We start from the raw sequence: 20144 nt of genomic DNA, 5'->3' as shown, positions 1-20144 counted from the left end.
ACTGGGCCGCACCCGGCCGCACCGGCGCTGTCCCGAAGGGCCCGGTCCCCGTCTCACGACGGGGGCCGGGCCCTTCGGCGTCTTCCCCGGCGGGGGAGGAGGCGGCGCCGGTGGACGGTGACTTCACGATGGTGTGAACTGCACCCGGCGTACGCCGCGGGGGCGCGTACGGTCCATCGATCGGGGGCGTCGAGAGGGACAGGTGCACATGAGGGCCGAACGACCGCAGGTGAAACAGGACCGTGCCGTGCGCACCCGCAGGGCGATCCTGGAAGCCGCCGCCGTGGTGTTCGAGGAGCGCGGCTACGACGCGGCCAAACTGACGGACATCGTCAAGCTCGCCCATGTGACCAAGGGGGCGCTCTACTTCCATTTCGATTCGAAGGAAGACCTGGCGCAGGCCGTGATCGACGCCCAGGTGAGCATGCACGCGCCGTTCACTCCGCAGGAGTTCAAGGCGCAGGAGTTCGTCGACATCGGCATGATCTTCTCGCACCGCCTCCGGCACGACGTGCTGATGCGCGGCAGCGCCCGGCTCACCCTGGAGCAGAACGGCCGGGAACTGGACCGGGCGGCGCCGTACCAGGGGTGGATCGACCTGCACACCGCGTTGCTGGTCGAGGCGAAGGGACGCGGCGAACTCTTCCCGCACGTGGACCCGTCGGAGCCCGCGCGGCTGGTGGTCGGGGCCTTCGCGGGGCTCAACGTGATGTCGCAGACGCTCGGGCTCGAACTGGACCGGGAGGTCTCGGCCCTCTACGCGAGCGTGCTGCCGAGCCTGTTCGTCCCGGCGGTGGCGAGCCGGATCGACACCGCGCCCGGCCGCGGCGGCAGGGCGCTGCACGGCCCGAACGAGGCGGACCGCTGCGACTGTTCGAGCCCGCAGCCCCCGGCCCCGGTGTCCGTGGCCGTGCCCGCTCCCCGGTCCGCGCCGCAGCCCGCTCCCCGGTCCGCGCCGCAGCCCGCTCCCCGGTCCGCGCCGCAGCCCGCTCCCCGGTCCGCGCCGCAGCCCGCGCCCCGGTCCGCGCCGCAGCCCGCGCCCCGGTCCGCACCGCGGTCCGTGCCCGTCGAAACGGCCGCCGTCGGCTGACCCCGGCGCACCGGCCCGTTCCTCCGGAGGGATGCCGTCCGCGTACCCGTACCGGAGTGCGACACACCACGGCTCGGTCCAGCGGCGGCGGCCCGGCAGACTGGGGGCATGTCCATTCACCAGAACCTGCTCGGGGGCCCCGCCCCCACCCACCTGCCCGACGAGCCGGGCCGCGAGGCCATCGCCGCCGGCACCCCCGCCGTCGAGGTGGCCGCCGCGCACCCCACGTCCTCCCTCGCCTGGGCGGTCCTCGCCGACGACGCCTTCGCCGCCGGCAGCACGGTCGAGTCGTACGCCTACGCCCGTACGGGCTACCACCGCGGCCTCGACGCCCTGCGCCGCGCCGGATGGAAGGGCCACGGCCCGGTCCCGTGGGAGCACGAGCCGAACCGCGGCTTCCTGCGGGCCCTGCACGCCCTGGCCCGCGCGGCCGAGGCGATCGGCGAGAAGGAGGAGTACGAGCGCTGCTCGACCTTCCTGCGCGACTCGTCCCCGACGGCGGCGGACACGCTGAGCGCCTGAGGCCGTACAGCGGGGAGTGACGCGGGCCGGAAATGTGTGCCTTGCGTCACTCACCGCTGGAGCGCCGGCGCGAGGGTGTCCTATGCTGCGGGCAGGGGACCGGGGCTCCACTCACCTCACGGAAGGAGCGGACCGCTACCCGGAAGCACGTGTCGAGGAGACAGAAATGTCGAACACCCTTGATGCCTCCGGAGTCGGCGGGTCGGCAACCCCGAACCTCGACTTCGACGGCACCACCCCGTACGAGGACTACGTCCAGGCGGACGTCCTCACCCACCTCCAGCACCTGCGCTCGGACGACCCGGGCGAGATGGTCTTCCTGGTAACGACCCAGGTCATGGAGCTGTGGTTCACGGTCATCGTCCACGAGTGGGAAACCGCGGCGAAGGCCCTGCGCGAGGACCGCATCCCGGTCGCGATGGACGCGCTGAAACGTTCCCTCCGCGAGCTGGAGGCCCTCAACGCCTCCTGGCGCCCGCTCGCCCAGCTCACGCCCGGACAGTTCAACGCCTACCGCGCCGCCCTCGGCGAGGGTTCCGGTTTCCAGTCGGCGATGTACCGCCGGATGGAGTTCCTGCTCGGCGAGAAGTCCTCCTCCATGCTGGTCCCGCACCGCGGCGCCCCGCGCGTCCACGCGGAGCTGGAGAAGGCCCTCCACGAGCCCAGCCTCTACGACGAGGTCCTGCGCCTGCTCGCCCGCCGCGGCCTGCCGGTCCCGGACGCCGTCCTGAACCGCGACCTGTCGCTGCGCTACGAGCCCTCGGCCGACGTCGAGGCCGTCTGGACCGGCCTCTACGCCGCCCCGGACGAGCAGCTGGACCTGCACCGCCTCGGCGAGGTCCTCACCGACGTCGCGGAGCTCGTCTGGCGCTGGCGCAACGACCACCTGGTGGCCACCCGCCGCGCGATGGGCGCGAAGACGGGCACGGGCGGCTCGGCCGGTGTGACCTGGCTGGAGAAGCGCGCGACGAAGAACGTCTTCCCGGAGCTCTGGACGGCGCGCAGCCATGTCTGACGCGACGACTCCGGCCCCGCCGGCGGACCTGTCGGCGGATCCGGCGACGGACCTGGCGGCCCGCGCCGAAGCCCTGGACGCCGCCGACGAGCTCGCCAAGCTCCGCGAACGGTTCACCCTGCCCGACGGGGTCGTCTACCTGGACGGCAACTCCCTCGGCGCCCTCCCGGCCGGCGTCGCCGACACCACCTCCGACGTGGTCCGGCGACAGTGGGGCGAGCTCCTCATCCGCTCCTGGGACGAGAGCGGCTGGTGGACCGCGCCCGAGCGGATCGGCGACAAGATCGCCCCGCTCATCGGCGCGGCCCCCGGCCAGGTGGTCGTCGGCGACTCCACCAGTGTCAACCTCTTCAAGGCCCTGGTCGGCGCCGCCCGTCTCGCGGCGCCCGGCCGGACCAGGATGCTGGTCGACGCCGCCACCTTCCCCACCGACGGCTACATCGCGGAGTCGGCGGCCCGGATGACGGGCCTGACCGTCGTCCCGGTGGACCCCTCGCACGCGGCGGAGGCGATGGACGCGGACACCGCCGTGGTGCTCCTCAACCACGTCGACTACCGCACCGGCCGGCTCCACGACCTCCCCGCCCTCACCGCGGCGGCCCGCGCCGCCGGGGCGGTCACGGTCTGGGACCTGTGCCACTCGGCGGGGGCCCTCCCCGTCGGCCTCGACGCGCACGCCGTCGACCTCGCGGTCGGCTGCACGTACAAGTACCTCAACGGCGGCCCAGGCTCGCCCGCGTACCTGTACATAGCCGCCCGGCACCAGGCCGCCTTCGATTCCCCGCTCCCGGGCTGGAACGGCCACGCGGATCCCTTCGCGATGACCCCGGCCTACGAGGCGGCGCAGGGTGCGACCCGCGGTCGCGTCGGCACCCCGGACATCCTGTCCATGCTGGCCCTGGAGTCGGCGCTGGACGCCTGGGACGGGGTCTCGGTCGAGGCCGTACGGGCCAAGTCCCTGGCCCTGACCGACTTCTTCCTCGCATGCGTGGCGGCGTACGTCCCGCAGGGCCGGGTCGAGTCGGTCACCCCGGCCGAGCACGAGCGGCGCGGCAGCCAGGTCTCGCTGCGCACCGAGAACGCCCGTGAGGTCATGCGGGAACTCATCGCCCGGGGGGTCATCGGCGACTTCCGCGCGCCCGACGTCCTGCGCTTCGGCTTCACCCCGCTGTACGTCGGCTACGCCGACGCGGAGCGCGCGGCACGCACGCTGGGTCACATTTTCGGGTGAACCGGTAGCGAAACGTCACATCACCGGGCGGGCGGGGCTACGGCCCCGTCCGCCCGGTCACATCCCGGACCCCGCACGGAACCCCCCGTTCCAGACTGATACGGTCCCGCTCTGCCGGAACACCGGAACATCTGTCCCCGCTGTCCCACGCGTTACCGAGAGGTTGAGCCGATGACGGACCCCGCCGCAGTGGAACGGGACGCCGCCGAGGCCGCCTCGGCCTTCTCGCACCCGGCCGTCGCACCGGACGCGACCGCCGCGTACGGGGAACACCCCGACCACGTCGTCGACTTCTACGCCCCGCGCGGCGACACCCGGGGCGGGGCGGTCCCGCTGGTGGTGGTCCTGCACGGCGGAGCGTGGCGGGCCCCGTACGACAGGCAGCACATCACGCCCTTCGCGGACTTCCTGGCGCGCCGCGGCTTCGCCGTCGCCAACGTCGAGTACCGGCGCGGAAGTTCGCTCCCGCGCCAGCACGCCGAGGGGCCGGTCGCCGGCCGCTGGCCGGAGACCTTCGACGACGTCGCCGCCGCGATGGACGCCCTCCCGGGGCTCGCCGCGACCGCGCTCCCGCAGGCCGACGTCCGGCGCGTGGTCGTCACCGGCCACTCGGCCGGCGGCCACCTCGCGCTGTGGGCCGCCGCCCGGCACGTGCTTCCGTCCGACTCCCCGTGGAGGCTGCCGTCCCCGCCGGTGCTGCGCGGCGTGGTGGCACTGGCCCCGATCGCGGACTTCACGGTGGCGGAGGAGCTGGGCGTGTGCGGCGGCGCGAGCGCGCAGCTGCTGGGGGGCGAGGAGTCCTTCGCGGACCGCCTGCCATACGCCGATCCGGCGGCCCTGCTGCCGACCGGGATCGCCACGGCGGTGGTCCAGGGGCGGGACGACATCGTGGTCCCGCAGGAGGTGGCCGAGGCGTACGTGGCCGCGGCGGCGAAGGCGGGGGAGATGGTGGGGCTGACCTTGCTCGACGGGGTCGGCCACTTCCCCCTCATCGACCCGGCGGCGGACGCCTGCGCGGTGGTGGCGGAGGAGATCTCACAGCTGGCCTGGTAGAGCCGGGCGGAGGTGTGGATGCGCTCCCGGCGGTGTGCGAAGATCCGGGCGCAGGCTCTGCGTTCGGGTTAACTGCCGGGCCTTGTATGTGAGTTGGGGAGCAAGGCGTTGAGCGAAACCATCCGACGGTTCAAGTCCGGCCCCAGTGGCCCCGAGGGCAGGGCTCCTGCCGTCCTCGCCGGCCGGTCGGGGTGCCCGTAGTGCCCCGGTGGGGGTTGCTCGCCGAACAGCACGTGGGCACCGGCGAGGGCAAGCAGTGGTCGATCAGCGTCCTGGGGCACGTCGAGGGGACGCGCGAGGAAGCGGTCGCCGCGCTGCGGGAACAGGCCGAGCAGTACAAGCCGCAGCATCCGTACCGGCCGAAGCGACGGGTCCTGTACCGGGACGGCGATACGTTCCTGCTGGTCCTGGACGGGACCTGGCAGGTCTTCCACTGCCGGTTCACGGTGGCGGAGCAGCTCTCCGACAGCGCGGCCTGACGGAGTGACGGCCTGACGGCCTGGCGGCCTGGGCCTGATTCCGGTCGAGTGGCTCAGGCTTCCCGCTCCTCGAAGCCCCCGCCCCGCCCCGTCCCGTCCCACCCCCTGGCATTCGCCTCAGCCTGGGACGGAAACCCGCCAACTCCCCCTTCTCTCAGGGATATTCGGCGATCGTTCCGTGATGATCTATGTACTCTGGACCCTCAATCCTGAGCACGTTCAAAAAATGGGGGGGCCGGTGCGCAGTCGCCGTCTCGTAATTTCCGTTGCCGTCATCGCGGCCACCATCGGTCTCGCGCCGGGGCTGGCGCAGGCGGCCGAACCGGTCGCGCCGGGGGTGAGTGCTCCCGTCGTGGGCCCGGGGAAGTCCGCGGCGCCGAACCTCAAGACCTTCAAGAGCCCCGCCGAGCGCTCGGTCCGCAAGGCCCTGCCCGGCGGCAAGACCGGGGCCGCCGCCCAGCAGGCCGCCGGCAACCCGGACCTGGCCATCGTCCTGAACGCCGCGAGCACGTCGGCGCATGCGCTGAACCTCGAGACCTCCGTCATCAGCGCGGACGCCGCGCTCAGCATCTCCGTCGACTGGGGCGACGGTGGTCCGAAGGACGAGTCGGATGCGTTCGGCTCGACCGTGCTGAAGAGCAGCCACGCGTACGAGAAGCTGGGCGAGTACACGATCACGGTCACCGTGACGGACCCGGCGAACCAGGCCCAGGTCGTCAACGCGTTCCAGGTCATGACCGCCGGTTCGGACTTCGTCCCGTACACCCCGACCCGCCTCCTGGACACCCGTAACGGGACCGGCGCGGCGCAGGGCAAGGTCGCCCCGTACGGCTCGACGCGCGTGAAGGTCGGTGGCAACGGCGCGATCCCGGAGGGGGTCACCGCCGTGGCCCTCAACGTGACCGTCACGAACACCACCGGCGCCGGGCACATCACGGCGTTCCCCGAGGGCACCGAGCGTCCGACGACCTCGAACGTCAACTTCGAGGCGGGCGAGTCCGTCCCGAACCTGGTGATCGTGCCGGTCGGCAAGAACGGCTACGTGGAGCTGGCCAACCGCGGTGCGGACGCGGTCGACCTGATCGCCGACGTGACCGGCTACTTCACCCGCACCGAGGCCGCCGGCTACACGCCGATGACCCCGGCCCGCTTCGTCGACACCCGCGAGGGCCTCGGGACGTCCAGGGGACAGCTCCCCGGCCAGACGACCTTCGGGACCCGGATCGGCGGGCTCCGCGGTGTTCCGCAGAACATCAGCGCCGTGGCCCTGAACGTGACGGTGACCAACCCCAAGGAGGCCGGTCACCTGACGGTCTTCCCGAGCGGCGGGTCGATCCCGACCACGTCGAACGTGAACTTCAGGGCCGGCCAGACGGTCGCCAACTCGGTGATCGTGCCCGTCGGTCCCGACGGCAGCATCAACGTCCGCAACGCCGCCTGGGCGGGCACCGACGTCGTCGTCGACGTGGTCGGCTACTACAGCGCCGACAGCAAGGGCGCCTTCATGCCGCTCAAGCCCGGCCGGCTGCTCGACACCCGTGCGGCGAGCTGGATCCACGGCCCGCTGCGCGCCCGCGGCTACGTCTGGCTGGCGCTGTCCCCGGACGAGCCCCACATCGCCGGGTACGTGCTGAACACCACGGTCACCAATACGGCCGGCACCGGCTTCCTGTCGGTGGCCCCGGACCCGAACACGTGGCAGCAGTACAAGGACAAGACGTCCGTCTTCCCGGCGCGTCCCACCGCGTCGACCCTGAACTGGACGGCCGGCCGGACCGTCCCGAACCTGGTCCAGACGAGCTCTGGCAACACGGGCGTCGTCGACTTCTGGAACCAGGGCTGGGACAACACCGACCTCGTCGTCGACGTCTTCGGCTACTACGAGACCAAGTAGCCCAACGCAGGGTGCCCCGGGGACGCCGCCCCCGGGGCACCCTGCGTTCGGGCACCCGGCGTTCGGGCACTCAGTGTTCGAGCGCTCAGCGTTCGGGCGGTCTGCCGCCCTGTGCCAGGTGTTCCACCAGTTCGGCCAGGTCCTCGCAGACCTGCTCGATCTTCAGGCGGACGTTGTTCTGCTCGGTGACGAGCGCCGACAGCAGCAGCCCGGTCAGGGCCGCCGCCCCGTTGAGGGCCTGGAGGTTGACCATGATCCCCAGGAGGCTGTGCTCGGAGAACTGTCCGGCGCGCTCGGTCGCCGCCGCGATCGCCAGGACCGACACCAGCAGGGTGCACGGCGCGGACCCGGCGAGCTGGAACCGCACGGCGGCCCAGATGATCACCGGGAAGACGAGGAAGAGCAGGGAGATGGAGCTCCGGGTGGCCACGAGGGCGACGATCACGGTCGTGGCCATCAGGGCCGCCGCCTCGGCCGCTCGGTAGCCGTCCCAAAGCCGCCGGGCCCTGCCCAGGACGAGCAGCAGCGGGGTCACCACGAGCACCCCCATGGCGTCTCCGGCCCACCAGGCCGACCAGACCGGCCAGAACCGGATCATCGGCATGTCGCCGGAGAGCACCAGCGTCCAGGTTCCGGCTGTCGCGCTGATCAGCATCGGCAGCAGACCGCCCAGGAAGACCAGCGCCAGGGCGTCCCGCAGCCGGTCCATCTCGATGCGGAAGCCCGCCTTGCGGAGCATCAGGTACGCGCATACCGGGGCGAGGGTGTTCCCCGCGATGATGCCGAGGCTGGGGAAGTCGACGTCGCTGATCCGCTCGATGGCGAGGTACGCGCCGAGGGCGATCCCCGGCCACACCCGAAGGCCCATCCAGAGCAGGGCGGCGACGGCGATGCCGGTGGGCGGCCACAGGGGCGTGACCTCGGCGCCGTCGACGACCACGCGCTGGTGCAGGCCGAGCCATCCGCTGGCGTAGTAGGCGATGGCGACGGCGAGGATCGGAAGAAGGACCGCGGGGAAACGTCGCCATTCCTCGATGCGCACCACAGCATCAGACAACAGCCCCGGCCCGGGCCGGGCGTGACACGCGCTAGCGGGGTGCGGCCTCGTCGTGGCTGAGGACGAGTACCGCCGCGTCGTCGGAGTGGCCGGTGGAGTCGGCCACCTTCATCACCTCGGCGGCCAGCTCGTCGGGATCGGTGCCCGCCCCTTCCCTGACGACCCGGGCCACGCGCTCCAGCCCCCTCTCGATCGGGAACTTCGGCCCCTCGACCACGCCGTCCGTGAGCAGGACGATCGAGCCCGCGGTCGTCAGCCGCCGCCGGGTCACCGCGTATCCCGACCCGGGCATCAGGTTCAGCGGCAGCCCGCCGGCGTCCTCGGATATCCCGTAGCGGCCGTCGACCGTGGCCCAGACGGAGGGCACGTGGCCGGCCCGGGCGCTCTCCAGCTCACGCGTGTCCGGGTCGAAGCGGAGCAGACTGCAGGTGGCGAAGAGCTCGCGGTCCATGGAGATCAGCACCTCGTTGGCCCGGCTCAGCACCTCGCCCGGATCGGTGATGACGGCGGCCACGGCGCGCAGACAGATCCGGACCTGCCCCATGAAGGCGGCTGCCTCCACGTCGTGTCCCTGGACGTCGCCGATGCAGAAGGCGAGAGGGCCCCCGGGCAGCCGGAAGCCGTCGTACCAGTCGCCGCCGATGTCCAGACCGTTGCGGGCGGGCGCGTACCGGGCGGCGGTCCGCAGCCCCGGCACCGCGGGCAGCGTGGCCGGCAGCAGCTCGCGCTGCAGCGCCTCGGCCAGTTCCACCCGGGCCTGCTGCAGCTCGACCCCTGCGCGTGCCTGGGCCGCGAGCCGCCCGAGGGTGCTGAGCAGGTCGGCGCTGGCTCCCCGCGGTGCGCGGCGCGGAGTCACGGAACGCTCCGAGGTGCATCCATCCGTCCGTCCGTCCCTGCTTCCGCTGCGCGCACAGCCCGTGGACATCATATTTCCGGCCACCCGGAACCCGCCCCCCGAGACCGTCGAGGCCGTGATCATCTGTACCCTGAACAAGGTTTCGAACTTGTTCGATTGTTTGGCTGTCAACAGCAAAATTGGGGGGAATTCGGTGCGCAATCGCCGATTCGTGATTTCCGCTGCCCTCGTGGCGGCGGGTGTGGGGCTCCTGCCGGGCACGGCTCAGGCCGCTCCTGCCGGGCCCGCTGCCGGGCCCGCCGCAGGTGGGGCGTCCTCGCCCGCCGCCGGCGCTCTGGACAAGGCCAGGGCGGCTGCCGCCCAGACCTTCCGCAGCCCTGCCGACCGGACCGTCCGCACGGCGCTGCCGGCGGGCAAGAACAAGGCCGCGGGGGCCCAGGCGCAGTCCGTGGCGGGGAACCCGGGCCTCGCCGTGGGTGTCGAAGGCGTGGCCATCACCGCGCACGGCGTGGTGCTCCAGTCGGAGATCACGAGCGAGGACGTCCCGCTCGACGTCGTCATCGACTGGGGCGACGGGAAGGTCGAGAAGTCGACCGCCAACGGCTCCGGCGTGGTGGAGCACGTCCACACGTACGCGAAGCTCGGCGAGTACAAGGTCACGGTGACGGTGACCGACGCCGCCAATGGAGTCAAGGCCGTCAACACGCTCCCGTTCCTCACGCGGGGCAGCGACTTCACCCCGCACGCCCCGACCCGGCTGCTGGACACCCGTAACGGCACCGGCGCGGTGGCGGCCAAGGTCGCTCCCCGCGGCACGGCCCGTGTGAAGGTGGCCGGGAACGCCAAGGTCCCCGCCGGCGTCCAGGCGGTCGTCCTCAACGTCACCGTCACCAACACCGTCGCCGACGGTCACGTCACGGCCTGGCCCGGCGCGGGCTCCGAGCGGCCGATCACGTCGAACCTCAACTACACGGCCGGCCAGTCCGTCCCGAACCTGGTCATCGTGCCGGTGGGCACCGACGGCCACGTGGAGCTCTTCAACGGCGGCTGGGGTTCGGTCGACCTGATCGCGGACGTCACCGGCTACTTCACCCAGTCCGAGGCCAGCGGCTACACCTCGCTGACCCCGGTCCGCGCCGTCGACACCCGCGAGGGCCTCGGCGCGGCCAAGGGCCAGGTCGCTGGGCAGAGCGCGTTCGACGTGCAGATCTCGGGCAAGAACGGTGTCCCGGCCGGGATCACCGCCGTGGCGCTGAACATGACCGTCACCAACCCGCGGCAGGACGGTCACCTGAGCGCCTACCCGAGCGGCCAGCAGGCGCCGGTCACGTCCAACGTGAACTTCGCCGCAGGTCAGACGGTCGCCAACGCGGTGATCGTGCCGGTCGGTCCGGACGGGAAGATCTCCATCCGCAACGGTGCCTGGGCCGGCGCCGACGTGGTCGTCGACATCGTCGGCTACTACAGCCCGGCCGGCAAGGCGGCCTTCACGCCGTTCGCCCCGGTGCGGACGATCGACACCCGCGACCCCGAGAGCTGGTACGGCGAAGGGCCCGTGCCGGCCCGCGGTTACATCGCGCAGTGGTTCGCCCCGGATTCGGACGCCGAGGGGGTCGAGGCCATCGCGCTGAACACCACGGTCACCAACACGAAGGAGGCCGGGTTCCTCTCGGTCGCCCCGAGCCCGTTCCCGTGGCTGCTGAACGACCACCCCGACGCGCCGCAGCCGCCCCGTCCCAACTCCTCCGTCCTGAACTGGACGGCGGGCAAGACCGTCCCGAACCTGGTGCAGGCGAGCGCGGGCGAGCACGCCATCGTCCACTACTGGAACCAGGGTTGGAAGGACGTCGACCTGATCGTCGACCTCTTCGGGGTCTACGAATCCAACTGATCCACCGGTGAGTACGCGGAGGGGCGGCACGCGCGGGCGTGCCGCCCCTCCGGCGTCACCGGGGTCTGCCGGGTTCTTCAGTCCCACTGCTCGTCGGCCAGCGAGGTGACCGGCTGCGGCTTCCCGATGACCGCCAGGGCGATGTAGAAGTTGATCTGGCCGATCGCGATGGTGAGCGTGGCGATGGCCTTCTCGTCGTAGTGCCTGGCCACCTCGGCGTACAGCTCGTCGGAGACGCGCTCCGTGCCGCGCGGGGCGGGCTGGAGGGTGGCCTCCACCAGGGCGAGGGCGGCGCGCTCGGCCTCGGTGAAGTAGGGGGCGTCCTGCCAGGAGGAGACGGCGGTGATGCGCTCCTCGGTCTCCCCGGCCTTGCGCAGGAAGCCGGTGTTCAGGATGGTCAGGTAGGTGTTGTGGACGATCTGCCCGGCGCGCAGGTGGACGAGGCTGATCGTCTTGCGCGGCACCGAGCGGTTGCCCGTCGCCCGGAAGAGGGCGGCGCTGATGTCGTTCAGTTCGGGGACGAACTCGGCCGGGTTGGGCATCCGCGAGATCGAGGTGTTCGAGGTGTTCGAGTTGTCCGAGGCGTTCTGGGTGTCCGTCATGGCTGCTGTCTCCTTCGGATCGTTCGGATCGGCGTCTCCACAGCACTGACGGACGGCCCGGCACGAATGTGACCGGATGCGGAAAGTTTCTTATCAGTGCCGCCCGCGTCAGCGTCAGCGGGTACGGCGGGTACGACGGAGGGGCGGGGCGCGCCGTGCGCGTCCCGCCCCTCCGGTGGTGCGTGTCCTGCCTACAGGAACGAGTTGATCTCGATGGTCTCGGTGCGGCCGGGGCCGACGCCGATCGCGGAGATCGGGGCGCCCGACATCTCCTCCAGGGCCTTGACGTAGGCCTGGGCGTTCGCCGGCAGGTCCTCGAAGGTCTTGGCCTTGGTGATGTCCTCGGACCAGCCGGGGAGGTATTCGTAGATCGGCTTCGCGTGGTGGAAGTCCGTCTGCGAGTACGGGAGCTCCTCGACGCGCTTGCCGTCGATCTCGTACGCGACGCACACCGGGATCTGCTCCCAGCCGGTCAGTACGTCCAGCTTGGTGAGGAAGAAGTCGGTGAGGCCGTTCACACGGGTGGCGTAACGTGCGATCGGCGCGTCGAACCAGCCGCAGCGACGGTCGCGACCGGTGGTCACGCCGCGCTCGCCGCCGATGCGGCGCAGGTCCTCGCCGTCCTGGTCGAACAGCTCGGTCGGGAACGGGCCCGCGCCGACTCGGGTTGTGTAGGCCTTGAGGATGCCGATGACACGGCTGATCTTCGTCGGGCCCACGCCGGTACCGGTGCAGGCGCCGCCCGCGGTCGGGTTCGACGAGGTGACGAAGGGGTAGGTGCCGTGGTCGACGTCGAGCAGGGTGCCCTGGCCGCCCTCGAACAGCACGACCTTGTCCTCGTCCAGCGCGTTGTTGAGGATCAGGGTGGTGTCGGCGACGAACGGCTTGATCTGCTCCGCGTACTGGAGCATCTCCTCGACGATCTGGGCGGCGTCGATCGCGCGGCGGTTGTACAGCTTCGCGAGGAGCTGGTTCTTGCCCTCCAGAGCCGCTTCGACCTTCTGGGTGAGGATCGACTCGTCGTAGAGGTCCTGCACGCGGATGCCGATGCGGTTGATCTTGTCCGCGTAGGTCGGACCGATGCCGCGACCGGTCGTACCGATCTTGCGCTTGCCGAGGAAGCGCTCGCCGACCTTGTCGAGGGTGACGTTGTACGGCGTGATCAGGTGCGCGTTGCCGCTGATGAGCAGCTTGGAGGTGTCGATGCCGCGCTCGTTCAGACCGCGCAGCTCGGAGAGCAGGACGGCCGGGTCGACGACGACTCCGTTACCGATGACCGGGGTGCATCCGGGGGAGAGGATGCCGGAAGGGAGAAGGTGCAGCGCGTACTTCTGGTCGCCGACGACGACCGTGTGGCCGGCATTGTTGCCGCCCTGGTAGCGCACTACATAGTCAACGGATCCACCGAGCAGGTCGGTGGCCTTTCCCTTGCCCTCGTCACCCCACTGAGCTCCGAGCAGCACAAGAGCGGGCACAGGCGTACACCTCTTCCGGATGGGGCATGTCCAAGGTCAGGGGGCGTACGACGATGTACGCAGGCTGAGCCGTCGGACCGGTACCCCGGAATAGACGAAGGCCCTGGCGCAATAGCGCAAGGGCCTCTTGCACAAAGATGCTACCCGAGGAAGGACCGAGGTGTCGGCTCCAGAGCCCACCATGAGCCATGCGGGCGCGCCGGTAGGCGGTCTGCTCGTGCTCGTCGACCCGGTCGCCCGCCGTTTGGACGGCGAGTCCGTGCGGATCGCGAAAGATGTGTTGTCAGCGGGCGCGGCAGCGAAAATCTGCCTCCCGGATTCGCAGGAGGAATTTGCGCGGGCTCTGGCCCGCCGGGGCCATCGGCAGCCGGTGATCGTGGGTGACGACCGGGCCCTGGTGCGGGCCGTGGGGCTGCTGCACCGGGAGCGCGGGCTGGGCGAGGGTGCGCTGGCTCTGATCCCGGTGGGGCCCGTCGCCTCCCTCGGGCTGGCCCGGTCCCTCGGCGTGCCGCAGTCCGCGGTCACCGCGGCCCGGGCGGTGCTCGACGGGTCGGTCCGGATGTGCGACCTGCTGGTCGACGACAGTGACGGGGTGGTGCTGGGCGGGCTGCGGATCCCGCCGTTGCGGGCCGCGCGACCGTCCCGGCCGTCGGTGTGGAGTGCGTACCGCTCGCTGGTGCGGACGCTGACCCGCCCGGTGGCGGCGGCCGGCGGCGCGGGCGCGGGCCACCACCGGCTGCGGGTGGAGGCCGACGGAGTGCTGCTGGCGGACGTGGACCAGCCCGTGGAGGACGTCTCGGTTCGCATCCGGGACGACGGCGGTCCGGCGGAGGTCGTGGTCCGGACGGGCGGTGGCACCGCCGGCTCGACGGTGACCGTGCGGGCGAAGACGGTGACGGTGTCGGGCGCGGACTTCCGCTACCGCGCCGACGCGGCGATGACCGGCCCGGTCCGCCGCCGCACGTGGACCCTGCGGCCCGGGGCCTGGACCCTCACGCTGCCCCGATGACGCGGGGGCGGGACGAGCGGGGGACCGGGGACGCGGCGGCGCCGGTGCCGGTGCCGGGTGCGGTGGTGCCGGGCGCGTCGGCGCTGGGTGACGCGCCGCCGCTGGGTGACGCGGCGATCGGGGACGCGGCGGGGCTGCGGGACGCGCTGGGGGACTGGCGGCGGGACGGGCTGCTCCTGTGCCTGCTGCCGGTGCTCTGCTGGCCGGCGGTGGTCGCTGCCGCGCTCACCCGGCCGGTGATGCTGCTGGTGGTTTCGCTGGTGGTGCTGCTGAGTCCGGTGGCGCTCGGGGTGCGGGAGCTGGCTGCCGTGCGGCGGGTCCGGCGGGTGCTGCGGGACCCGGCGGTGCGCTGGACCCCGTACGAGGCCGTGGTGGTCCGTGCGCGGTGGCGCCCGCCGGTGCTGGTCCTGGAGGACGGGCGGCACGTGCTGACCCTGGGTGTACTGGGCCGGCGGGTCCTGCCGCCCCGCGCGTGGCCCCGTACGGCGACGCCGGCCCCCTCCGTGCAGGTGGTGCGGCTGGCGGGCGACCCGGCGGTGGGCGGGATCCTGTGGGCCCCGCACTCCCGCGCCGTGGGTTACGCCCGTCCCGCGCGCGGGAGGCGGCGCGCTGACGCCTTGGCTCCGGGCCCGCCCGGTCGCCGTCGCCTAGAACGCGACGAGCAGCTGCTTCAGCCCCCGGATGACGTAGCCGTCCTGCCACTGCGGCTCCTCGACGAGCCGCAGAGGCGGGACTCCGTCCGCCAGCAGTGCGCCGAACGAGGCCTCCAGCTCCCGCCGCGCCAGTGGCGCCCCCAGGCAGTAGTGGATCCCGGCCCCGAAGCTCAGGTGCGGATTGTCGGCCCGTACGAGGTCCAGCACGTCGGGATCCTCGAACCGAGCGGGATCCCGGTTCGCCGACCCGAACAACAGTGCGATTTCGGCTCCGCGGGGGATCTCGGTGTCCCCGATCCGGATGTCGTCGAGCACCCAGCGCTCGAACATCTGGAGGGGAGTGTCGTACCGCATGAGTTCATCCACAGCTGTGGACAACTTTTCGGGATCGCGGTTTTCGCGGAGCGCGGCGAGCTGCCCGGGATTGCGGAACAGCGCCCACCACCCGTTGACGGTGGTGTTGACGGTGGCCTCGTGTCCGGCATTCAGCAGCAGGACGCAGGTGGAGATCATCTCCTGCTCGCTGAGCCGGCCCTCCTCGTCGTGGGCGGCGATCAGCCCGGAGATCAAATCCTCGCCCGGGTTCTTGCGCCGCTCGGCGATCAGATCCCGCAGGTAGTCGCTGAACTCGATGCTCGCCCGTACCGCCCGCCGCGCCGTCTCCTCGTCCGGACGGAGTTCGAACATCCCGCAGATGTCCGCCGACCAGGGCCGCAGCGGCCCCCGGTCCGCCTCCGGCACGCCGAGCAGCTCGGCGATCACGGCCACCGGCAGCGGCTCGGCGACGGTGGTGAGCAGATCCCCGCCGCCGTCCGCGAGCAACTGTCCCACCAGGCCTTGGGCCAGCCGCCGCACGGCGGGCACGAGCTGCTCCACCGTGCGCGGAGTGAAGGCCTTCGCCACCAGCCTGCGCACCCGCGCGTGCGCGGGATCCTCCAGGTCCAGCAGGCCGTTGCCGTTGAGCACGTGGAACGGCTCGTGCTCCGGCGGCGGCGCCTGCCGCCCGAACTCCTCGTGCGAGAACCGGTGGAGGTAGGTCCGCCCCAGCCGCCGGTCCCGCAGCAGCGCACTCACATCGGCGTAGTGCGGCACCAGCCACTGCCCGGTGGCCTCACACCACACGGCCCGCCCCTGCTCCCGCAACTCCCGGTACGCCGGATACGGATCGGCGACGAACGCGGCATCCCACGGATCAAAGCCCATCCCCGCAGACTAAGCGCTGTCCCGCCGGATCAGGCCGGTGTCACGAGGCGGGTCTCGTAGGCGAACACCGCCGCCTGCGTCCGGTCGCGTAGCCCCAGCTTCACCAGGATCCGGCTGACATGGGTCTTGATCGTGGACTCCGCGACGATCAGCCGGTTCGCTATCTCCGCGTTGGACAGCCCCTGCGCGATCAGGATCAGCACCTCCGTCTCCCGCTCCGTCAGTTCACCCACTCCCGCCGGGTCCGCGAGCTTGCGCGCCTCGGAGATCTTCGAGAACTCCGCTATCAGCCGCTTGGTCACCGAGGGCGCCAACAGGGCCTCGCCGGCCGCCACCACCCGTACCCCGTCCGCCAGCTGACGGGCCGACGCGTCCTTGAGGAGGAACCCGGAGGCCCCGGCCCGCAGCGCCTGGTACACGTACTCGTCGAGGTCGAAGGTCGTCAGGACCAGCACCTTCGCGTCCGTGTCCGAGGCCACGATCTCCCGCGTCGCCTCCAGGCCGTTCATCTGCGGCATCCGGATGTCCATCAGCACCACGTCCGGCCGCAGCGCCGCCACCTGGGTGATGGCCTCCCGGCCGTCGACCGCCTCGCCGATCACTTCGATGCCGTCCATGGCGTTCAGCAGGACGGAGAAGCCCTCGCGCACCATCATCTGGTCATCGACGATCAGCACCCTGATCGTCATACCGAGCCCTCCCGCGGATCCGGCTCCGTCACCGGCTCCGGACGGATGGGCACCGGTATGAACACCGACACCTCGTACCCGCCCGCGGCCGTCCGTCCGGCCGTCATCTCCCCCTCCAGCATGGCCACCCGCTCCCGCATTCCGGTGATCCCGTGCCCGGCCCCCGGCGAGGGCCGCGCATCCCCGGTCGCCGCCTCATTGACGATCCGTATCCCCAGGCCGCCCAGCACGTAGGACACCTCCACCCCGGCCGCCGCGCCCGGCGCGTGCCGCAGGGTGTTGCTCAGGGCCTCCTGGATGATCCGGTACGCCGACAGCTCCACGCCCTGCGGCAGCTCCCGCACCGCGCCCGTGACCGTCTTCTCCACATGCAGCCCGGCCTCCCGCACATTGGCGAGGAGCCCGTCCAGCGAGGCCAGCGTCGGCTGCGGGGCGTCCGGAGCCTCGTAGTCGGCGGAGCGCACCACACCCAGGACCCGCCGCAGCTCCGTCAGGGCAGCCACCGCGTTCTCCCGGATGGTGACGAACGCCGCCTCCAGCTCCGGCGGCGGGTTCTTCACCCGGTACGGAGCGGCCTCCGCCTGGATCGCCACCACCGACATGTGGTGGGCCACCACGTCGTGCAACTCCCGGGCGATCGTGGTCCGCTCCTCCAGCAGCGTCCGCTTGTCCCGCTCGACGGCCGTGACCTCCTGCTGTGCGCTCACCTCCGCCTTCGCGTGCCGGCGTATCTGGATGCTGCTGGCGATCGCCAGGGCGAAGGCCGAGGTCACCGCCATCTCCGGCAGGTTCGAACCCCACTGGCCGTTGAACAGGATGGAGATCGCCGTTCCCAGCGCGAGGGTGAGCGCCCACATCCAGGCCGCCACCCGGGGCCCGGTCCGCAGCGTGACCAGGACCATGACCGCGATGTACGACAGGAAGCTGCCGCCGGTCCACGGCCAGTTGTAGCCACCGCTGACGCCGGCCAGCACCACCGTCATCACCATGGCCGCCCACCACGCGCCGACCGGCCGCACCAGCGTCATGAGGACGGGAGTCGCGGCCAGCAGCGCCATGGTGATCTGCCCGAGATCGCCCCAAGCGCCCGACTGTGTGTTGAGCGTGACCAGCCCGACGAAGAAGGCCAGGGCTGCCACCGCCACATGGCGTTTGTACGGTGCGTACCGCCGGATCCCCTGGGGAAGCCTTCGCGCGATGCGGCCGGGGGTCTGCACCAGCGGCAGCGGCCGGTAGGCGAAGGCATCGGTGATGAGGTCCTTGCGCAGGGTCGCGATCACCTCCGATGCAATTCGGATTTCAGGCGTCCGGGCTGTCCCCCCGGTGGTCGTCTCGGTCATACACACCACCGTAGGTCCGGACCGCCGTCGTCTGCGTCGCCGCTGATGGGGATATCCCGGGGTCCCTCTCAAGTACTACACGGGCCCGTCAGTAGCCCGTCGGGCGGATCAGACCCGTCTCGTACGCGAAAACGGCCGCCTGCGTCCGGTCCCGCAGCCCCAGTTTCACCAGGATCCGGCTCACATGGGTCTTCACCGTCTGCTCGGCCAGGACCAGGTGCTCCGAGATCTCCGCATTGGACAGGCCCTGGGCGATCAGCGACAGCACCTCGGTCTCCCGCTCGGTCAGTTCGTCGATGCGGGCCCGCGAGGGCGCGCGCGGCGCGCCCAGCCGCGAGAACTCCGTGATCAGCCGCTTCGTGATGTTCGGCGAGAGCAGCGCCTCACCGGCCGCCACCACCCGCACCGCTTCGGCGAGCTGGTCGGCCGACGCGTCTTTGAGCAGGAACCCGGAGGCCCCGGCCCGCAGGGCCTCGTACACGTACTCGTCGAGGTCGAAGGTGGTCAGCACCAGCACCTTCACGGCGGCATCGGGCCCGCTCGTGATCACGGACGTGGCCTCGATGCCACCCATCCCCGGCATGCGGATGTCCATCAGAACCACGTCCGGGGCCAGCTCGGAGACCTTCGCCACGGCGTCGGCCCCGTCCACCGCCTGTCCCACGACCTCGATGTCGGGCTGCGCGTTGAGGAGCACGGTGAAGCCCTGCCGGACCATCATCTGGTCGTCGGCGATCATCACCTTGATCGGGGAGCTCATGGGGCCATCTTCTTACTCTCGGGGGCGGGCCCGGCGGGCAGGCCCTGCGGATCCATCGGGAGGACGGCGCTCACCTCGTACCCGCCGTCGGGGCGCGGACCCGCCGCCAGTTCGCCTCCCAGCATGCCTGCCCGCTCCCGCATCCCCAGCAGTCCGTGTCCCGCCCCGTGCGAGGGCGGGGCCGGCCGGGTGGGCGCGGTGTTGGAAATGCACAGGTGCAGGTCCCGCGGGCCGTACGCGACGCCGACCTCCACCCGCGAACCGGGTGCGTGGCGCAGGCAGTTGCTCAGCGCCTCCTGCACGATCCGGTACGCGGTGAGCTCCACGCCCGGGGTCAGCGGGCGCCGGATGCCCGCGGTCTCGGTGGTCACGTCCAGACCGGCCCCCCGCACGTTGTCCACGAGGCCGTCCAGCTCGGCGAGGGTGGGCTGCGGATGATGGGGGTTCGCGGGATCGTCGGGCTGTTCCGAGCGCAGCACGCCCAGCACCCGCCGCAGCTCCGTGAGAGCTTCCAGCGCGTTCTCCCGGATGCCGGCCAGGTTCTCCTTGAGTTCCTCGGACGGGTTCTCCACGAGGTGCGGGGCGACCTGCGCCTGGATGGAGATCACCGACATGTGGTGCGCGACGACGTCGTGCAGTTCGCGGGCGATCCGGCTGCGCTCCTCGAGCAGCGTGCGCCGGGCCCGCTCCTCCTCGGTCAGGGTCTCCTGCTCGACGAGTTTGCCGCGGGCCAGGCGGGTGGCCCGCAGGGCGTAGCCGAGGATTCCCACGAACCCGAAGAGGATGGCCACGCCCGCGAGGATCGTCCCGCTCTGCGGCGGTCTGAGGACGGCCTCGGCCAGCCCGGAGAGGGCGAGCGTGATGCCGATGACCCAGACGGTCACCCGGGGCGGCACGCGCAGGGCGACCATCAGGATCAGCGGCGCGAGCGTGAACGGCCCGGCGGGCGTCCAGGGCCAGGACTGTCCGTGACCGACGTGGTCGTGGATGACCCAGGCGACGAGAGCCGCGGTGACGAGGCCGAGCCACCAGGCGGCGATCGGCCGGAACATGCTGAGCAGGACGGACGCGGACGTCAGCAGCGACAGTCCCAGCACGGCCGCGCCGAAGACTTTGTAGTGGTCGTTCAGCTGCATCCCCGTCAGGACACCGCTGGGTATGGCCGCGTAGCCGAGGATCACATGCGGCAGCCAGGCAATCCAGCGCGGCCGGGACATCTTCGGGAGGGGATCCCGCTTCACGGTGAACAGCTCCCGGGCCAGGCCGCGCGGCAGGTCGTTGCGGTGCTCGGCGGTGGGCGGTGCGGTCTGCTGGTTCACGTCGTT

The 20144-nt window shown here is 71.6% G+C and carries 19 protein-coding genes; 9 read left to right on the top strand and 10 right to left on the bottom strand.

All coding sequences use genetic code 11. The annotated features are described in order from the left end of the window. The first annotated feature begins 247 nt into the window (after positions 1-247). From OG534_RS16995 to OG534_RS16965, 7 genes are all read left to right on the top strand, one after another. Positions 248-1090: a ScbR family autoregulator-binding transcription factor gene (locus OG534_RS16995; RefSeq protein ID WP_326588899.1), complete on the top strand. Its 843-nt coding sequence runs from the start codon at positions 248-250 to the stop codon at positions 1088-1090. 108 nt (positions 1091-1198) lie between these two features. Further along, positions 1199-1612 carry a DUF3151 domain-containing protein gene (locus OG534_RS16990; protein ID WP_189971877.1) on the top strand — a complete coding sequence of 138 codons (414 nt, stop codon included), beginning with the start codon at positions 1199-1201 and terminating at the stop codon, positions 1610-1612. Positions 1613-1778: 166 nt separating this feature from the next. Then, positions 1779-2627, top strand: a complete 849-nt coding sequence (locus OG534_RS16985; RefSeq protein WP_326588898.1) for a tryptophan 2,3-dioxygenase family protein — start codon at positions 1779-1781, stop codon at positions 2625-2627. Next, the gene (kynU, locus tag OG534_RS16980) at positions 2620-3858 is read left to right on the top strand and encodes a kynureninase (protein WP_326588897.1); all 1239 of its coding nucleotides are present in this window, start codon (positions 2620-2622) and stop codon (positions 3856-3858) included. The genes OG534_RS16985 and kynU overlap by 8 nt, the downstream gene beginning before the upstream one ends. Before the next feature lie 171 nt (positions 3859-4029). After that, positions 4030-4911 (top strand): alpha/beta hydrolase, encoded by an 882-nt coding sequence (locus OG534_RS16975; protein ID WP_326588896.1) that lies wholly within the window; start codon positions 4030-4032, stop codon positions 4909-4911. Positions 4912-5111: 200 nt separating this feature from the next. After that, entirely contained in the window at positions 5112-5390 is a 279-nt protein-coding gene (locus tag OG534_RS16970; protein ID WP_326588895.1) for a hypothetical protein, read from the top strand. Between the two features lie 238 nt (positions 5391-5628). Beyond that, positions 5629-7284, top strand: a complete 1656-nt coding sequence (locus OG534_RS16965; protein WP_326588894.1) for a hypothetical protein — start codon at positions 5629-5631, stop codon at positions 7282-7284. 85 nt (positions 7285-7369) lie between these two features. On the opposite strand, the gene OG534_RS16960 is transcribed toward OG534_RS16965, so the two are convergent. Then, positions 7370-8329, bottom strand: coding sequence for an MASE1 domain-containing protein (locus OG534_RS16960; RefSeq protein ID WP_326593674.1), 960 nt, complete (start codon positions 8327-8329; stop codon positions 7370-7372). 43 nt (positions 8330-8372) lie between these two features. After that, positions 8373-9197: a PP2C family protein-serine/threonine phosphatase gene (locus OG534_RS16955; protein ID WP_326588893.1), complete on the bottom strand. Its 825-nt coding sequence runs from the start codon at positions 9195-9197 to the stop codon at positions 8373-8375. Between the two features lie 229 nt (positions 9198-9426). Here OG534_RS16955 and OG534_RS16950 point away from each other — a divergent pair, with 229 nt between their 5' ends. Further along, positions 9427-11088, top strand: coding sequence for a hypothetical protein (locus OG534_RS16950; protein WP_326588892.1), 1662 nt, complete (start codon positions 9427-9429; stop codon positions 11086-11088). 77 nt (positions 11089-11165) lie between these two features. Here OG534_RS16950 and OG534_RS16945 read toward each other — a convergent pair whose 3' ends face one another. Further along, a complete protein-coding gene (locus OG534_RS16945) occupies positions 11166-11690 on the bottom strand; it encodes a carboxymuconolactone decarboxylase family protein (protein ID WP_326588891.1) in 525 nt (174 codons plus the stop codon). A 191-nt stretch (positions 11691-11881) separates the two neighbouring features. After that, positions 11882-13165, bottom strand: a complete 1284-nt coding sequence (locus OG534_RS16940) for an adenylosuccinate synthase (protein WP_326588890.1) — start codon at positions 13163-13165, stop codon at positions 11882-11884. Positions 13166-13346: 181 nt separating this feature from the next. Between OG534_RS16940 and OG534_RS16935 the strand changes: the two genes are divergently transcribed. Continuing rightward, the gene (locus OG534_RS16935) at positions 13347-14174 is read left to right on the top strand and encodes a diacylglycerol kinase (protein WP_326593673.1); all 828 of its coding nucleotides are present in this window, start codon (positions 13347-13349) and stop codon (positions 14172-14174) included. Here OG534_RS16935 and OG534_RS16930 read toward each other — a convergent pair. The 6 genes from OG534_RS16930 to OG534_RS16905 form a co-directional block, all read right to left on the bottom strand. Then, a complete protein-coding gene (locus tag OG534_RS16930) occupies positions 14158-14403 on the bottom strand; it encodes a hypothetical protein (RefSeq protein ID WP_326588889.1) in 246 nt (81 codons plus the stop codon). The genes OG534_RS16935 and OG534_RS16930 overlap by 17 nt on opposite strands. A gap of 418 nt (positions 14404-14821) precedes the next feature. Beyond that, positions 14822-16030 carry a cytochrome P450 gene (locus tag OG534_RS16925; protein ID WP_326588888.1) on the bottom strand — a complete coding sequence of 403 codons (1209 nt, stop codon included), beginning with the start codon at positions 16028-16030 and terminating at the stop codon, positions 14822-14824. Positions 16031-16059: 29 nt separating this feature from the next. Then, positions 16060-16719, bottom strand: coding sequence for a response regulator transcription factor (locus OG534_RS16920; protein ID WP_326588887.1), 660 nt, complete (start codon positions 16717-16719; stop codon positions 16060-16062). Further along, positions 16716-18059, bottom strand: a complete 1344-nt coding sequence (locus OG534_RS16915; protein ID WP_326588886.1) for a sensor histidine kinase — start codon at positions 18057-18059, stop codon at positions 16716-16718. The genes OG534_RS16920 and OG534_RS16915 overlap by 4 nt, the downstream gene beginning before the upstream one ends. Positions 18060-18147: 88 nt before the next feature. Then, positions 18148-18819, bottom strand: coding sequence for a response regulator transcription factor (locus OG534_RS16910; RefSeq protein ID WP_326588885.1), 672 nt, complete (start codon positions 18817-18819; stop codon positions 18148-18150). Further along, entirely contained in the window at positions 18816-20138 is a 1323-nt protein-coding gene (locus OG534_RS16905) for a sensor histidine kinase (RefSeq protein WP_326588884.1), read from the bottom strand. Before OG534_RS16905 ends, OG534_RS16910 begins: the two co-directional genes overlap by 4 nt. Positions 20139-20144: the final 6 nt, after the last annotated feature.

The sequence above is a fragment of the Streptomyces sp. NBC_01294 genome (genome assembly GCF_035917235.1).
Classification (GTDB): domain Bacteria; phylum Actinomycetota; class Actinomycetes; order Streptomycetales; family Streptomycetaceae; genus Streptomyces; species Streptomyces caledonius.
The sequence above is the reverse complement of the archived record's forward strand: the minus strand, read 5'-3'. Positions and strand labels throughout refer to the sequence as shown.

Bases quoted from the DNA above. Each gene is read 5' to 3' on its own strand.
- OG534_RS16990 (WP_189971877.1), top strand. From the start codon at position 1,199: ATGTCCATTCACCAGAACCTGCTCGGGGGCCCCGCCCCCACCCACCTG.
- OG534_RS16985 (WP_326588898.1), top strand. From the start codon at position 1,779: ATGTCGAACACCCTTGATGCCTCCGGAGTCGGCGGGTCGGCAACCCCG.
- kynU (WP_326588897.1), top strand. From the start codon at position 2,620: ATGTCTGACGCGACGACTCCGGCCCCGCCGGCGGACCTGTCGGCGGAT.
- OG534_RS16975 (WP_326588896.1), top strand. From the start codon at position 4,030: ATGACGGACCCCGCCGCAGTGGAACGGGACGCCGCCGAGGCCGCCTCG.
- OG534_RS16945 (WP_326588891.1), bottom strand. From the start codon at position 11,690: ATGACGGACACCCAGAACGCCTCGGACAACTCGAACACCTCGAACACC.
- OG534_RS16935 (WP_326593673.1), top strand. From the start codon at position 13,347: ATGAGCCATGCGGGCGCGCCGGTAGGCGGTCTGCTCGTGCTCGTCGAC.
- OG534_RS16925 (WP_326588888.1), bottom strand. From the start codon at position 16,030: ATGGGCTTTGATCCGTGGGATGCCGCGTTCGTCGCCGATCCGTATCCG.
- OG534_RS16920 (WP_326588887.1), bottom strand. From the start codon at position 16,719: ATGACGATCAGGGTGCTGATCGTCGATGACCAGATGATGGTGCGCGAG.
- OG534_RS16915 (WP_326588886.1), bottom strand. From the start codon at position 18,059: ATGACCGAGACGACCACCGGGGGGACAGCCCGGACGCCTGAAATCCGA.
- OG534_RS16910 (WP_326588885.1), bottom strand. From the start codon at position 18,819: ATGAGCTCCCCGATCAAGGTGATGATCGCCGACGACCAGATGATGGTC.